The sequence below is a fragment of the Streptomyces sp. BL1 genome, assembly GCF_057628045.1.
The window spans coordinates 3,695,134-3,709,027 of record NZ_JBXYWZ010000002.1 but is presented as its reverse complement, the minus strand read 5'-3'; the positions used below and the strand labels follow the sequence as shown (position 1 = coordinate 3,709,027).

The window sequence follows — 13,894 nt, the reverse complement described above, 5'->3', positions numbered from 1 at the left end:
CAAGATTCCCCGTCGTTCCCCTCCCGAGGAAGTGAATCGGACATGGGTCCCCACCCCGCGGTCGCCGCGATACGTCTGGCGGTCCGCCGCACCCTCCACGACGTGCTCGGCGAGCACGCGGCACAGCGCCGCGCGACCGGCTCGCCCGCAGCACCCCCGCTCGTTCTCGTCGCCTGCTCCGGCGGCGCCGACTCCATGGCGCTCGCCTCCGCGCTCGCCTTCGAAGCCCCCCGCCTCGGTGTGCGCGCCGGCGGTGTCACCGTCGACCACGGACTCCAGGAAGGCTCCGAGGGCCGGGCCGACGAGGTCGTCTCCCGGCTGACGGCGCTTCAGCTCGGCCCCGCCGAAGCCGTCGCCGTCGACATCGCCCGCACGCACACCGGCCCCGAGGCCGCCGCCCGCGACGCCCGGTACGCCGCGCTCGACGAAGCCGCCGAACGGCTCGGCGCCGCCGCCGTGTTGCTCGGCCACACCCGCGACGACCAGGCGGAGACCGTCCTGCTCGGACTCGCCCGCGGCTCCGGTACGCGCTCGCTGTCCGGCATGGCCGCGGTGACCGGCGCCGAGGGCAGATACCGCAGGCCGTTCCTCACCGTCGACCGGCAGACCACCCGCAAGGCGTGCATGGTCCAGTCGCTCCCCGTCTGGGACGACCCGCACAACGCCGACCCCGCCTACACCCGCTCCCGGGTCCGGCACGACGCGCTCCCCGCCCTCGAAAAGGCCCTCGGCAAAGGCGTGGTGGAGGCCCTGGCCCGTACCGCCGCGCTGTCCCGGGACGACGCCGACGCGCTCGACGCCTGGGCCGACGAGGCGGAGCGCTCCGTGCGGACCGACGTGCCGGGCATGGACGGGGACGGCGGATGTGAGCTGGACACCGTGGGGCTGTACGCGCTGCCGCCCGCCGTGCGGCGCCGGGTGCTGCGCCGCGCGGCCGTCGCGGCGGGCGCGCCGGCCGGCTCGCTGTTCGCCCGGCACATCGAGGAGGTGGACCGGCTGATCACCGCCTGGCGCGGGCAGCGGGCCATCAATCTCCCCGGCCGTGTCGAGGTGCGGAGGCAGGGTGGCAAACTGGTCGTCCGGCATGGCTCAGTGGCCTCACCGACCTCACAGGGCTGACGCCCCGCACCGCGTCACCGCCCCGTGCACCGGGAGTACCGCGGGCCGAGACCTCGAGCGAGAGCGGCACGGGTGGACGAGAAAGACATGGGCACCGACCTCAAGTCGGTGCTCATCACCAAGGAAGAGATCGACGCGAAGCTGGCCGAGCTGGCCGCGACGATCGACGAGGAGTACGCGGGCAAGGATCTGCTGCTGGTCGGCGTCCTCAAGGGAGCCGTCATGGTGATGGCGGACCTCGCCCGCACCGTCTCCACCCCGGCGACGATGGACTGGATGGCGGTGTCGTCGTACGGTGCCGGCACCCAGTCCTCGGGCGTGGTCCGCATCCTCAAGGACCTGGACACCGACATCAAGGGCAAGCACGTCCTGATCGTCGAGGACATCATCGACTCCGGTCTGACGCTGTCCTGGCTGCTGTCCAACCTCGGCTCCCGCGAGCCGGAGTCGCTCAACGTCGTCACGCTGCTCCGCAAGCCGGACGCCGCGAAGGTCGACATCGACGTGAAGTGGGTCGGCTTCGACATCCCCAACGAGTTCGTGGTCGGTTACGGCCTGGACTACGCGGAGAAGTACCGCAACCTGCCGTTCGTCGGGACACTCGCTCCCCATGTGTACGGCGGCTGATCCCGTTTCTGACGGACAGTCGGACGCCGCGGCGCGTACGGGAACTCTCAACGGCGTCGCGCCGTTGGAGGATGGGAGGCGGACTCTGGTTGACCGTCCTCGGCGGCGCCGGGTGACAATGCTGGGGTACCGTCCGAAGGTCAGCGTTTTCAACTCACTGTGGCAGGAGGGACGGGGCGCTCGCGCTCCGTATGCATGGACGTGAAGCGATACTTCCGCGGGCCGGTCATGTGGATCGTGCTGGCCGTCCTTGCCGTGGTCGTGTTGATGCAGGTCGTCGGCTCGTCCGGCGGCTACAAGACGGTGGACACGGGTCAGGTCGTCCAGGCGATCAACCAGGACAAGGTCAAGTCCGCCGAGCTCACGACCGGTGACGAGCAGATCGTGAAGCTCGAGCTCAAGGACGGCGCCAAGGTCGACGGCAGCGACAAGATCAAGGCGAGCTACATCGACAACCAGGGTGTCGATGTCGCCAAGAGTCTGCAGGCCAAGTACGAGCAGAAGGAAATCCCCAGCGGGTACACGGTCACGCCACAGAAGCAGAATCCGTTCGTCGGGTTCCTGCTCTCGATGCTGCCGATCCTGCTGATCGTTGTCATCTTCCTGTTTCTGATGAATCAGATGCAGGGCGGCGGCTCCAAGGTGATGCAGTTCGGCAAGTCCAAGGCCAAGCTGATCACCAAGGACACCCCGAAGACGACCTTCTCCGACGTCGCCGGATCCGACGAGGCGTGCGAGGAGCTCCAGGAGATCAAGGAGTTCCTGCAGGAGCCCGCCAAGTTCCAGGCGGTCGGGGCCAAGATTCCCAAGGGCGTGCTGCTCTACGGCCCGCCCGGCACCGGTAAGACCCTGCTGGCGCGTGCCGTCGCGGGCGAGGCCGGTGTTCCCTTCTACTCCATCTCCGGCTCGGACTTCGTCGAGATGTTCGTCGGTGTCGGCGCCTCCCGGGTGCGCGACCTCTTCGAGCAGGCCAAGACCAACGCGCCGGCCATCGTCTTCGTCGACGAGATCGACGCGGTCGGCCGGCACCGCGGTGCCGGCATGGGCGGCGGTCACGACGAGCGCGAGCAGACGCTCAATCAGCTGCTGGTCGAGATGGACGGCTTCGACGTGAAGGGCGGCGTCATCCTGATCGCCGCCACGAACCGTCCCGACATCCTGGACCCGGCGCTGCTGCGTCCCGGCCGGTTCGACCGCCAGATCGCGGTGGACCGCCCGGACATGCAGGGCCGCAAGGAAGTCCTCGACGTGCACGCGAAGGGCAAGCCGATGGCGCCCGACGTGGACCTGGGTGCGGTGGCCCGGCGTACTCCCGGCTTCACCGGCGCCGACCTGAGCAATGTGCTCAACGAGGCGGCGCTGCTCACCGCGCGCGGTGACCAGAAGCTGATCGACAACAACTACCTCGACGAGGCGATCGACCGTGTCGTGGCCGGCCCGCAGAAGCGGACCCGGATCATGAGCGACAAGGAAAAGAAGATCACCGCGTACCACGAGGGCGGTCACGCCCTGGTGGCGGCGGCCTCGCCGAACTCCGATCCCGTCCACAAGATCACGATCTTGTCGCGAGGCCGGGCGCTCGGTTACACGATGGTGCTGCCGGACGAGGACAAGTACTCGACCACGCGCAACGAGATGCTCGACCAGCTCGCGTACATGCTGGGCGGGCGCGCGGCCGAGGAACTGGTCTTCCACGACCCGACGACGGGCGCGGCCAACGACATCGAGAAGGCGACCGCGACCGCCCGGGCCATGGTCACGCAGTACGGCATGACCGAGCGGCTCGGTGCGATCAAGTTCGGCTCGGACAACTCCGAGCCCTTCCTCGGCAAGGAGATGGCGCACCAGCGCGACTACTCCGAGGAAGTCGCCGGCCTGGTGGACGAAGAGGTCAAGAAGCTGATCGAGACGGCGCACAACGAAGCCTGGGAAATCCTGGTGGAGAACCGCGACGTCCTCGACAACCTCGTCCTCGCCCTGCTGGAGAAGGAGACGCTCGGCAAGGAGGAGATCGCCGAGATCTTCACTCCGGTCGTCAAGCGTCCGGCTCGCCCGGCCTGGACGGGCTCCTCGCGGCGTACGCCGTCGACCCGGCCGCCGGTCTCGGCGCCGGCGCTCGCCAACGGCGCCAACGGAACGAACGGCGCGAGCCCCGCTCTGGAGAAGGGCGGCAAGGAGATCGGTCCTCGTGACTCGGACGCGATCGTCGAGCCGGTCGATCCCACGGAGAACTGAGCACGGAATGCACACGGCGCCCCCCGGGTTCACCGACCCGGGGGGCGCGGTCATTTCCGGTGGCTGTGCGTACAGGACGAGGAACTACGAGGAACGGGACTGCACATGACCGACCCGGTGACGCTGGACGGCGAAGACGGCCCGATCGGCACTTTCGACGAGAAGCGGGCCGAGAACGCCGTGCGCGAGCTGTTGATCGCGGTCGGCGAGGACCCGGACCGCGAGGGACTGCTGGAGACGCCGGGCCGGGTGGCCCGTGCGTACCAGGAGATATTCGCGGGTCTTCAGCAGCGTCCCGAGGACGTGCTGACGACCACCTTCGACCTGGGCCACGACGAGATGGTGCTGGTCAAGGACATCGAGGTGTATTCGACCTGTGAGCACCACCTGGTGCCCTTCCACGGTGTCGCGCACGTCGGCTACATCCCGTCCTCCACCGGGAAGATCACCGGGCTGTCGAAGCTGGCCCGGCTGGTGGATGTGTACGCCCGCCGTCCGCAGGTCCAGGAGCGGCTGACGACGCAGGTCGCCGACTCCCTGATGCGGATACTGGAGCCGCGCGGCGTGATCGTCGTCGTGGAGTGCGAGCACATGTGCATGTCGATGCGCGGCATCCGCAAGCCCGGCGCGAAGACCACCACCTCGGCGGTGCGCGGACAGCTGCGGGACGCGGCGACGCGGTCGGAGGCGATGAGCCTCATCCTCGCCCGCTGAGCCGCAGGCACAGCGGGACAACCCACAGCGCAGTCAGACCGAAAGCAGAGCGCGCGCCCGGTGTCGAACCGGGCGCGCGCTCCGCTGTGTTCAGCTGTTCTGTGGTCGGGCTGACGGCTCAGGCCGCGGCTGCCGTGGGGCCTTCCTCATCGTCGTCGTCCGGGAGCCGGCAGACGCGCTCCAGGAAGACCGCCGCGGCGACCACCGCGATCCCCGCGAGGACGGCCAGGCCCGCGTACAGCGCCTGGTCGCGGCGGGCCGCGGCGTCGGGGGCGCCGAGGAGCAGGAAGGCGCCCGTACCGCCGTACAGCCCGGCGACGAGCGCCGCCACCAGGGCGCTGGCCTGACCGAAGAGCACGGCGCGGGCCGCCATCATCGGATCCACGCCCTTGGCGCCCGGCTCGCGCTCGCGCTGGGCCTTGAGCCGGGCACGCAGCGAGAGCGCCGTGGCGAGCAGCACGACGGCGATCAGAGCGAGGACGACCGGCGCGGCGACGGGCACTCCCGGCAGATCGCCGAGCGTGTCCCAGAGCCGCGCGCCCGCCCATGACAGCACCCCGGCGACGACGAAGAGTCCCGCCAGGGTGCGGATACGGAGTTCCCTCACGAGGATCCCAACGACTATTCGGGCGGACTGAGTTCCGCGTCCGCGCGGGCCACGACGCCCTCCCGGCCGACCGTCTCCAGCAGACCGGCCACGCTGCCGTGCCCGGGCACCTCGGCGCCGGGGTCCACGTCGTGCCACGGCGCCAGCACGAACGCCCGCTCGTGCACCCGCGGATGCGGCAGGGTCAGCGACGGGTCGTCGGAGATGACGCCCTGATAGGAGACGATGTCGACGTCGATGGTGCGCGGACCCCAGCGCTCCTCCCGCACCCGCTCCAGCGCCTCCTCGATCGCGTGCCCGCGTTCGAGCAGCGAGCCCGGCGGCAGGGTGGTCTTCACGATCACGACGGCGTTGAAGTACGCGGGCTGGCTGCCGGGGTCGACGCCCCACGGCTCCGTCTCGTACACCGGCGAGACGGCCTTGACCTTCAGGCCGGGGGTGTCGGCGAGCGCGTCGACGGCGCTCTGCAGCTTCTCCAGCCGGTCACCGAGATTGCTGCCGAGCGCGAGCACGGCGAATTTCGGGTTGTGCAGAGTCGAATCGGCCGCATCGACCTGGTGCACCACCGAAGCGGGCACCGGCTGTACGGTCGGGTCACTGTTCGGCGTCATGCGCGGCTCCGCTGGATAGTGATGGTCACGTCGGCAAAGGGGACGGCGATCGGGGCGTCCGGTTTGTGGACGACGACCTCGACCTCCTGGACGGCCTTGTGGGCGAGGCAGACGTCGGCGATCCGCTGCGCGAGGGTCTCGATCAGGTCGACCGGCTCGCCCTGGATGACCGCGACGATCTCCTCCGCCACGACGCCGTAGTGCACGGTCCGTTCGAGGTCGTCACCATCGGCTGCGGGCCTGGTGTCGAGGCCCATGTCGACGTCCACCAGGAACGTCTGGCCCTCCTCGCGTTCCCGCTCGAACACGCCGTGATGCCCGCGGGCCTGCAAGCCGTGCAACGCGACACGGTCCACGCGTATCACTCCCGTCGTCGGTCCTGGTCGATCGGTCTGTCCTCGGCCGGGCGTCCGGTCCGCGGTCGTACGGATGCAGCACGCCGTACAGGCGTGCTGCCGGATCGAATCTACCTGCGAACGCGGCCCGCTTTCCCCCTCGGGGGGCCGTGGACAGCCGTGCCCAGCGCTGTCCCGCGGCTCGCGCCGCCGCTTACCCGAAACCGCCCCGCGCCACTCTCGCATTCCCTGTGACATGGCCCGAATGAGTGTCATCCGGGGCGGGTTGCTGACCATTTCCGAACGCGATTGACCATGTTCATTGGATAGACAGCTCAGTCATTGGATGGACAGCTCAGTCACCGGGTGGATGGCTGGAGCACTGGACGCGTGGCTCAGAGTTCGATGTCGCCCTCGTCGGTCTCGCTGCCGTCCTCGTCCTCGCTCTCGACCAGCACGGGGGAGCCGTGGTGCGACCACACCTTCCACAGGCCGTCGTCGCCGCGGCGGAACACGTTGGTCGCCACGACCAGCCCGCCCACCAGCGGGCCCGCGGAGCCGTCGTCCTCGGCGGGGCCGCCGCTGAGGATGTTCTCCGTGCAGGTGACCAGCGCGGTGTCGCCGAAGACGGAGATCTCCACATCGGTGAGGAAGAACTGCACATAGTCGGTGTTCGCCATGATCAGCGCGTACGAGCGGAGCACCTCGCCGCGGCCCGTCAGTACGGGCCAGCCCGGGTGGATGACGCTGACGTCCTCGCTGTCCTCACCGTCCAGCCACAGGGCGCCGAGCGCGTCGATGTCGCCCTGCTCGACCGCCTCGTACAGCGCGGTGTTGGCGGTCTCGACCGCCTCGATGTCGGTGTGCGCGCCGCTCACTGCGGGCGCCCCGCGCCTTCGACCGCCCGCGCGACCCGTACGGCGTCGGCGCTCGCGCTCACTTCGTGCACCCGCACCGCCCAGGCGCCGGCCTGCGCGGCCAGCGCGGTGACCGCGGCCGTCGCCGCGTCCCGCTCGCGGGCCGGCGGCGGGGCCGCGCCCTCGGTGTCGGCCAGCACCCGGCCGAGGAACCGCTTGCGGGAGGCGGCGACCAGCAGCGGAAGGCCCAGTTCGGCGCGGAGTCTGCCGGTCGCCGCGACCAGCGCCAGATCGTGCTCCGCCTGCTTGGCGAAGCCCAGGCCCGGGTCGGCGACGATGCGTTCCGGCGCGATACCGCCCTCGACGGCGCGGTCCAGTGCGGCCTTCAGCTCGTCGGTGACCTCGCCCACGACGTCCCGGTACACCGCCCGGTCGTTCATGTCGGCGCTCTGGCCGCGCCAGTGCATCACCACAAACGGAGCCCCCGACTCGGCCACGGTCGGGATCATCGCCGGGTCGGCGCGGCCGCCGCTGACGTCGTTGACCAGCACCGCGCCCGCGGCCAGCGCCTGTTCGGCGACGGCGGACCGCATCGTGTCGACGCTGACCACCACGCCCTCGGCGGCGAGCTCCCGTACGACCGGCAGGACCCGGCGCAGCTCCTCGTCCTCGTCGACACGGGGTGCGCCGGGGCGGGTCGACTCGCCGCCGACGTCGATGAGATCCGCGCCCTCGGCGACGAGTTCGAGCCCGTGCTTCACCGCGGCCTGGGTGTCGAACCACTTGCCGCCGTCCGAGAAGGAGTCCGGGGTGACGTTCACGACTCCCATCACGGCGCATCGGTCCCACTCGGGAAGTCCGGCTACCTGGCCACGCGTAGCGTTCATGCGTCCAGCGTAGAGGTGACGGGAAGTCCCGCCGCGCGCCAGGCCTGGAAGCCGCCGTCCAGGTCGGTGACCTGCGAGAGGCCGAGCTGCTGGAGGGAGCGGGCCGCGAGGCTGGACGCGTAGCCCTCGTTGCAGACCACGATCACCGGCAGGCCGGTGCGGGTGGCCTCCGGTGCGCGGTGCGGACAGCTCGGGTCGAGGCGCCATTCGAGCTCGTTGCGCTCGACGATCAGGGCGCCCGGGATGGTGCCGTCCTGCTCGCGCAGCGCGGCGTACCGGATGTCGACGAGCAGCGCGCCGTCCCGCTGGGCGCGGGCGGCCTCGCCGGGGGCGACCCGGGCGAGGTGCGTACGGGACTCCGCGAGGAGGGCGTCGACACGGGACGCGGGGGTGTCGTCTTCGTGGCCGGCGGGCCCGGGCTCGGGCCCTGGCGCGGGCTCGGTGGCTGGGGCGTCGGGCTCGGGCTTGTGGTCGCGGGTCATTCCCACTCTCCGGGGCGTTCGATCTGCTCCAGGCGCAGCGTGGAGCCGGTACGGCTGTAGCGGCGCATCAGGGGGAGCGGCGGGTAGTAGGCGTGCACGGACACGGCGTGCTCGTGGGGCGAGCGGTTCAGTACCTCGTGCACATGGTGCGGGCCGAACGCGCGGCCGCGGCCCGCCGTGAGCCGGCGCTCCCGGTCGACTCCGTCGGCCAGTTCCAGGGTCCGCCAGCCCTCGGTGGGGAGGCGTGCGGCGAGGGACAGCTCCGTGAGCTCGCCGCCGGCCGCGGTGAACGCGCCGTGCGAGCCCCCGTGATCGTGCCAGCCCGTGCCGGTGCCGGGCGGCCAGCCGATGAGCCAGGCCTCACTGCCGCCGGGCCCTTCGAGCCGCAGCCACGTGCGGTCCTCGGGGTCGAGCGGGAGGGAGGACACGAGGGCGGTGTCGGCGGCGGCGCGGCGTACGAAGGCGAACAGGTCCGCCTCTGTGGGGGTTTCGCGGGTCTCGGTCGTGCTGCCGGGAGTGCGCAGGCGTGTGGGGGTGCGGAATGCGGATGCCTGAGTCATGGGTGTGCCGTCCTGAAGCGGGTCGGCCTGGCGGCCGGGGGTGGGGCGAGAACGGCGGGCGCGGGGGCGTACGTGTCGTACGTGTTGTCCGTGTCGTACGTGTTCGTGTACGTGGGGCCGTGTACGGGGGCCGTGTGCGGGGGTGTTCGCGGTGCCGCATTACGGCTTCCGCCTCACGGCTTCCGCCTCACGGTTTCCGCCTCACGGCTTCCGTCTCACGGGCCCGGCGCGCGGTCGCTCGCTTCTCGCGGGGGCGCTTGCTCGCTTGATCAGCGGGACGGCTGACACACGCAGCCCGCGTAGCGGACGAGGTCCAGATGGACCCTCCGCCAGAACGGGGTCGGTGCGTGCGTGCGCATGCGGGGAGTAGAGCACCGGGTGGGGGGTGGGGTCAATGCGGGGTGCCCCTGGCGGGGCGGGCCTCCACGGGTGGGGGCGGAGCCCCCGGTTCCTCCTTTCCTCGCCCCGGGGGTGTGGCCCCCGGTTCCTCTTTTTCCGCCCGGGGCGGGGCCTGGGGCGGCAGCCCTCCGGTTTCGCGCGGAGCGGGGGCGGGGCGGCGGCCTGGCCTCTCCTCGTGTCCTATCGGGGGCGGGCGTGTCCCCGGGTTTTGTGCGCGCAGCGGGGGTGTGGGGCGGAGCCCTCGGTTCCTCCTTTCCCGCCTGGGGCGGGGTCAGGGGCGGCAGCCCCCGTTCTTTCGCGCGGCGCGCGGTGGGGGCCGGGGCGGCTGCCCCGGAAGAAACGGGTAGGGGCGGGTCTGGGGCCAACCCCTCATCGGGGCGCGTGCGTTGCGTGCGTGGGGACAGGCCTCGCGGGTGCGGTCCGGTGTGCCCACCCGTTCCGCCCCTTGGGCGGACCAGCTGCCCACACCTCGGTGGGGGGTGTGCCCGTCCCGCGCGGCGGGGCCGCACATCCGACGTAGCCGGCCCTTGGCGGACCGTCTGCCCACACCTCGGTGGGACGTCGCGCGTTTTGTCAGGGGGTGGGGATTGTGGTGAGGGTTACTTGGTCTCGGGGGAGGTCTCGGGCGTCGGCGTCGATGGAGCGGCGCAGCGCCTCGTGGAGCCGGGAGGGGGTGAGGACGCCGAGGAAGTGGCCCTCCGCCTCCTCGTCGATCACCGCGATCCACCCCGCGTCGTGCTGCAGCATCGTGCTGAACGCCTGCTTGAGCGGCGCGCCCAGCGGGAGCCACGCCTCCATGCGGCGGGCGACGGACCGTACGGTGCCGTCCGCGGCCGGGGTGCCGTCCTCGGCGAGCGCGTCGGCGGAGACCCAGCCGTGCAGGTCTTCCGCGTCGTCGAGGACGACGGCCCAGTGCGCGTCCTGCTCGCGGAGTCTGGCGTCCGCTTCGGTGAGCCGGTCGTCGAGGTGGACGACGGGCGGCTGTTCGAGGTCGGCGTGCTCGACGGGTGTGACGGAGAGCCGCTTGAGGCCGCGGTCCGCTCCGACGAAGTCGGCGACGTACGGGGTGGCGGGGGCGCCCAGCACCTTCGCCGGCGGGTCGAACTGCTCGATGCGGCCCTCTCCGTAGACGGCGATGCGGTCCCCGAGACGGACCGCTTCCTCGATGTCGTGGGTGACGAACAGGACCGTCTTGTGGAGCGAGGACTGGAGCTTGAGGAATTCGTTCTGCAGGTGTTCGCGGACCACGGGGTCGACCGCGCCGAACGGTTCGTCCATCAGCAGGACGGGCGGGTCGGCGGCCAGCGCGCGGGCCACGCCGACGCGTTGCCGCTGTCCGCCGCTGAGCTGGTCGGGGTAGCGGTCGCCGTGCAGGGAGGGGTCGAGGCCGACGAGGTCGAGGAGTTCGGCGGCGCGTTCGCGGCGCTTGGCCTTCGGCCAGCCGAGCAGGTGCGGCACCGTCGCGGTGTTCTCCAGCACCGTCTTGTGGGGGAACAGGCCCACCTGCTGGATGACGTAGCCGATTTGGCGGCGCAGCTCGACGGGGTCTACCGAAGCGATGTCCCGGCCTTCGAGCAGGATCCGTCCGGACGTCGGCTCGATGAGGCGGTTGACCATCTTCATGGTGGTCGTCTTGCCGCAGCCGGACGGGCCGACGAGGGTGACGAGTTCGCCGTCGGCCACCTCGAAGGAGAGGCCGTCCACCGCGTTGGTGCCGTCCGGGTATCGCTTGCTGACGTTCTCGAAGCGGATCATGGGTCCATTCTTCTCTCCCTGCGCGCGGCTGTCCGGCCAATCGGGCGTGCACGGCATGAAGGGTGTGTTGCGGGAGTGTGGCACTCCCGGCCGGTTGTCGGTAGCGGGCGGTATGGTCACCGGAGTTGACCGCGCGTGACCGGTACGGGGAGGTGAGCGGCATGGCCCGACCCGGGCTGACCGGGCAGGACTGTCTCACCGCGAACGACTGGATCTGCGGTGAGTACGTGCGCAGCCGCAGCGGCGAGCTGGTGTCGGCGACGGGCCAGCACATCTGGATCACGGTCGCCGCGATCGTCATCGCGCTGCTGGTGGCGTTCCCGCTCGCGCTCACGGCGCGCCGCTGGCGTGCCGCCGCGGGCCCGGTGCTGGGGCTCACGACCGTGCTGTACACGGTGCCCTCGCTGGCCATGTTCGCGCTGCTGCTGCCGGTCTTCGGCGTCTCGGCCGCCGTGGTCGTGACGGGCCTGGTGCTGTATTCGCTGACCGTCCTCGTGCGGAACATACTGGCCGGTCTGGACTCCGTTCCCGAGGAGGCGCGGGAGGCGGCCCGCGGGCTCGGGTACGGACCGATGCGGCTGCTCTTCGAGGTCGAACTGCCGTTGGCGCTGCCCGCGTTGATGGCCGGCGTGCGGATCGCCACGGTGTCCGCCGTGTCGCTCACGACGGTGGGCGCCATCGTCGGTTTCGGCGGGCTCGGCAATCTCATCTACGAGGGCATGGAGACGCTCTTCAAGGCGCAGGTGCTGACGGCGTCGGTGATCTGTGTGGTGCTGGCGGTGGTGGCCGATCTGCTGCTGCTGGCCCTGCAGCGGGCGCTCACCCCGTGGGCGCGGCAGCGGGGTGCGGGGCGTGCCCGGCTGCGGTCGCTCCGCGTACGGAAGGCGGCGTGAGCATGGGCGTGTTCGGGGACGTCTGGACGTGGTTGAGCACCGCTTCGAACTGGGAGGGCGGCAACGGCGTCTGGTTCCGGCTGGGGCAGCACGTCTATCTGACGGGTGTCTGTCTGGGCATCGCCTGCGTGATCGCGCTGCCGGTCGCCCTGTGGCTCGGGCACATCGGGCGGGGCGGCGCGCTCGCGGTGAATCTGTCCAACGTGGGGCGCGCGGTGCCGACGTTCGCGGTGCTGGTGCTGCTCACGCTCAGCCCGCTGGGTACGGAGGGGGACTGGCCGACCGTCATCGCGCTGGTGCTCTTCGCCGTGCCGCCCCTGCTGACGAACGCGTACGTCGGCATGCGCGAGGCCGACCGCGATGTGGTGGAGGCCGCGCGCGGGATGGGGATGTCCGGCGGGCAGCTGCTGTTCCGGGTCGAACTGCCGCTCGCCTTCGGCATGGTGATGACCGGTGTGCGTTCGGCGGCCGTGCAGGTGGTGGCGACCGCGACGCTCGCGGCCCTGCCGGGCGGCGGCGGGCTGGGCCGGCTGATCACGGCGGGCTTCAACACGTACGACACCGCGCAGGTGGTGGCCGGCGCTGTCCTCGTCGCGGTGCTGGCGCTGCTGGTGGAAGGGGTGCTGGTGGCCGCGGAGCGGCTGCTGGACCCGATGCGCCGGCGGCGTACGGGGGCGGGGGCCGGCGGCGGACCGCCCCGTATCGGCGAGCCCCGGATCGATGACAAGGTGACTCCCGCTCACTCGACGGCCTGACCGGCGGCCGGACGTCCCCACAGTCCGAATCTGACAGCTGACGACCTGACGAATGGTGGCCCGCATGAACGAGTCCGTACGCACCGTGCGAATGTCCCGCGCCATGACGGCTGTCGGTGCGGCCGCGGCGCTGACCGTGGCGCTGGGCGCGTGCGGCGGCGGCAGCCTGGAGGAGCAGGGCGGCGGTGCGGCGGACGGCGGCTCCAAGGGGAAGCTGGTGGTCGGCTCGGCCGGGTTCACCGAGTCGCAGATCATGTCCGAGATGTACGCGAAGCTGCTCGCCAAGGCCGGTTACAGCGCCAAGGTCCAGAAGATGAACAACCGCGAGCTGTACGAACCGGCCCTGGAGAAGGGCCAGATCGACGTCGTCCCGGAGTACGCGGCGACGCTCGCCGAGTTCCTCAACGCGAAGAAGAACGGCCCCAAGGCGAAGCCCGTCGCCTCCAACGATGTGGAGACGACCGTGACCGCGCTGGAGAAGCTGGCCGGACCGCGCGGGCTGAAGGTGCTGGAGGCCGGCAAGGCCGTCGACCAGAACGCCTTCGCGGTCAGCAAGGGCTTCGCGAAGAAGCACAAGCTCAAGAGCCTGACGGATCTGGGCAATTCGGGCCAGAAGGTGAAGCTCGCGGCGGGTGACGAGTGCGAGGAGCGCCCGTTCTGCCGGCCGGGTCTGGAGAAGACGTACGCGATCGACGTCACCGGTGTGGACCCGAAGGGCGTCGGCACCACGCAGTCCAAGCAGGCCGTGAAGAGCGGCGCCGACCAGATGGTGCTGACCACGACGACCGACGCCACGCTCGACGACTTCGGTCTGACGCTGCTGGAGGACGACAAGGGGCTGCAGAACGCCGACAACGTCCTGCCCGTCGTCAACGCCAAGCAGGCCGGTGGGAAGAGCGTTTCGGACGCCTTGGACAAGCTGACCCGGGTGCTGACAACACAGGACTTGGCGGATCTGAACCGTAAGGTCGATTCCGAGCGGCAGAAGCCGAAGGACGTGGCGGCCGAGTACCTCAAGTCCAAGAACCTGCTCTGAGCGGTCAGTTGGTCCGATGACG

16 protein-coding genes are annotated in these 13,894 nt (G+C 70.8%); 7 read left to right on the top strand and 9 right to left on the bottom strand.

The window, feature by feature from the left end; translation table 11 throughout:
• Window positions 1–42 precede the first annotated feature (42 nt).
• The 4 genes from tilS to folE all read left to right on the top strand — a co-directional run bounded on the left by tilS (window position 43) and on the right by folE (window position 4,695).
• A complete protein-coding gene (tilS, locus tag AC3AGO_RS16370) occupies window positions 43–1,119 on the top strand; it encodes a tRNA lysidine(34) synthetase TilS (protein ID WP_487820944.1) in 1,077 nt (358 codons plus the stop codon).
• Between the two features lie 87 nt (window positions 1,120–1,206).
• Window positions 1,207–1,746: a hypoxanthine phosphoribosyltransferase gene (gene hpt, locus AC3AGO_RS16365; RefSeq protein WP_487820943.1), complete on the top strand. Its 540-nt coding sequence runs from the start codon at window positions 1,207–1,209 to the stop codon at window positions 1,744–1,746.
• Between the two features lie 195 nt (window positions 1,747–1,941).
• On the top strand, window positions 1,942–3,981 hold the full coding sequence (gene ftsH, locus AC3AGO_RS16360; RefSeq protein ID WP_487820942.1) for an ATP-dependent zinc metalloprotease FtsH: 2,040 nt from the start codon (window positions 1,942–1,944) through the stop codon (window positions 3,979–3,981).
• 105 nt (window positions 3,982–4,086) lie between these two features.
• Entirely contained in the window at window positions 4,087–4,695 is a 609-nt protein-coding gene (gene folE / locus AC3AGO_RS16355) for a GTP cyclohydrolase I FolE (RefSeq protein ID WP_487820941.1), read from the top strand.
• 118 nt (window positions 4,696–4,813) lie between these two features.
• On the opposite strand, the gene AC3AGO_RS16350 is transcribed toward folE, so the two are convergent.
• The 9 genes from AC3AGO_RS16350 to AC3AGO_RS16310 all read right to left on the bottom strand — a co-directional run bounded on the left by AC3AGO_RS16350 (window position 4,814) and on the right by AC3AGO_RS16310 (window position 11,188).
• A complete protein-coding gene (locus tag AC3AGO_RS16350; RefSeq protein WP_487820940.1) occupies window positions 4,814–5,302 on the bottom strand; it encodes a DUF3180 domain-containing protein in 489 nt (162 codons plus the stop codon).
• Between the two features lie 14 nt (window positions 5,303–5,316).
• The gene (folK, locus tag AC3AGO_RS16345; protein ID WP_487820939.1) at window positions 5,317–5,913 is read right to left on the bottom strand and encodes a 2-amino-4-hydroxy-6-hydroxymethyldihydropteridine diphosphokinase; all 597 of its coding nucleotides are present in this window, start codon (window positions 5,911–5,913) and stop codon (window positions 5,317–5,319) included.
• Window positions 5,910–6,269 carry a dihydroneopterin aldolase gene (folB, locus tag AC3AGO_RS16340; protein ID WP_487820938.1) on the bottom strand — a complete coding sequence of 120 codons (360 nt, stop codon included), beginning with the start codon at window positions 6,267–6,269 and terminating at the stop codon, window positions 5,910–5,912. The genes folK and folB overlap by 4 nt, the downstream gene beginning before the upstream one ends.
• A gap of 374 nt (window positions 6,270–6,643) precedes the next feature.
• Complete coding sequence (locus AC3AGO_RS16335) at window positions 6,644–7,126, bottom strand: nuclear transport factor 2 family protein (protein WP_487820937.1); 483 nt, start codon at window positions 7,124–7,126, stop codon at window positions 6,644–6,646.
• Window positions 7,123–7,992, bottom strand: coding sequence for a dihydropteroate synthase (folP, locus tag AC3AGO_RS16330; protein WP_487820936.1), 870 nt, complete (start codon window positions 7,990–7,992; stop codon window positions 7,123–7,125). The genes AC3AGO_RS16335 and folP overlap by 4 nt, the downstream gene beginning before the upstream one ends.
• Complete coding sequence (locus AC3AGO_RS16325) at window positions 7,989–8,474, bottom strand: rhodanese-like domain-containing protein (protein WP_487820935.1); 486 nt, start codon at window positions 8,472–8,474, stop codon at window positions 7,989–7,991. Before AC3AGO_RS16325 ends, folP begins: the two co-directional genes overlap by 4 nt.
• Window positions 8,471–9,034, bottom strand: a complete 564-nt coding sequence (locus AC3AGO_RS16320; RefSeq protein WP_487820934.1) for a cupin domain-containing protein — start codon at window positions 9,032–9,034, stop codon at window positions 8,471–8,473. The genes AC3AGO_RS16325 and AC3AGO_RS16320 overlap by 4 nt, the downstream gene beginning before the upstream one ends.
• A gap of 269 nt (window positions 9,035–9,303) precedes the next feature.
• Window positions 9,304–9,393: a putative leader peptide gene (locus AC3AGO_RS16315; RefSeq protein ID WP_487820933.1), complete on the bottom strand. Its 90-nt coding sequence runs from the start codon at window positions 9,391–9,393 to the stop codon at window positions 9,304–9,306.
• Between the two features lie 613 nt (window positions 9,394–10,006).
• Entirely contained in the window at window positions 10,007–11,188 is a 1,182-nt protein-coding gene (locus AC3AGO_RS16310) for an ABC transporter ATP-binding protein (RefSeq protein WP_487820932.1), read from the bottom strand.
• Between the two features lie 161 nt (window positions 11,189–11,349).
• Between AC3AGO_RS16310 and AC3AGO_RS16305 the strand changes: the two genes are divergently transcribed.
• The 3 genes from AC3AGO_RS16305 to AC3AGO_RS16295 all read left to right on the top strand — a co-directional run bounded on the left by AC3AGO_RS16305 (window position 11,350) and on the right by AC3AGO_RS16295 (window position 13,872).
• Window positions 11,350–12,081 carry an ABC transporter permease gene (locus AC3AGO_RS16305; protein ID WP_487820931.1) on the top strand — a complete coding sequence of 244 codons (732 nt, stop codon included), beginning with the start codon at window positions 11,350–11,352 and terminating at the stop codon, window positions 12,079–12,081.
• 2 nt (window positions 12,082–12,083) lie between these two features.
• The gene (locus AC3AGO_RS16300) at window positions 12,084–12,836 is read left to right on the top strand and encodes an ABC transporter permease (RefSeq protein ID WP_487824680.1); all 753 of its coding nucleotides are present in this window, start codon (window positions 12,084–12,086) and stop codon (window positions 12,834–12,836) included.
• A gap of 64 nt (window positions 12,837–12,900) precedes the next feature.
• Window positions 12,901–13,872, top strand: coding sequence for an ABC transporter substrate-binding protein (locus tag AC3AGO_RS16295; RefSeq protein ID WP_487820930.1), 972 nt, complete (start codon window positions 12,901–12,903; stop codon window positions 13,870–13,872).
• The last annotated feature ends 22 nt before the right edge of the window (window positions 13,873–13,894 follow it).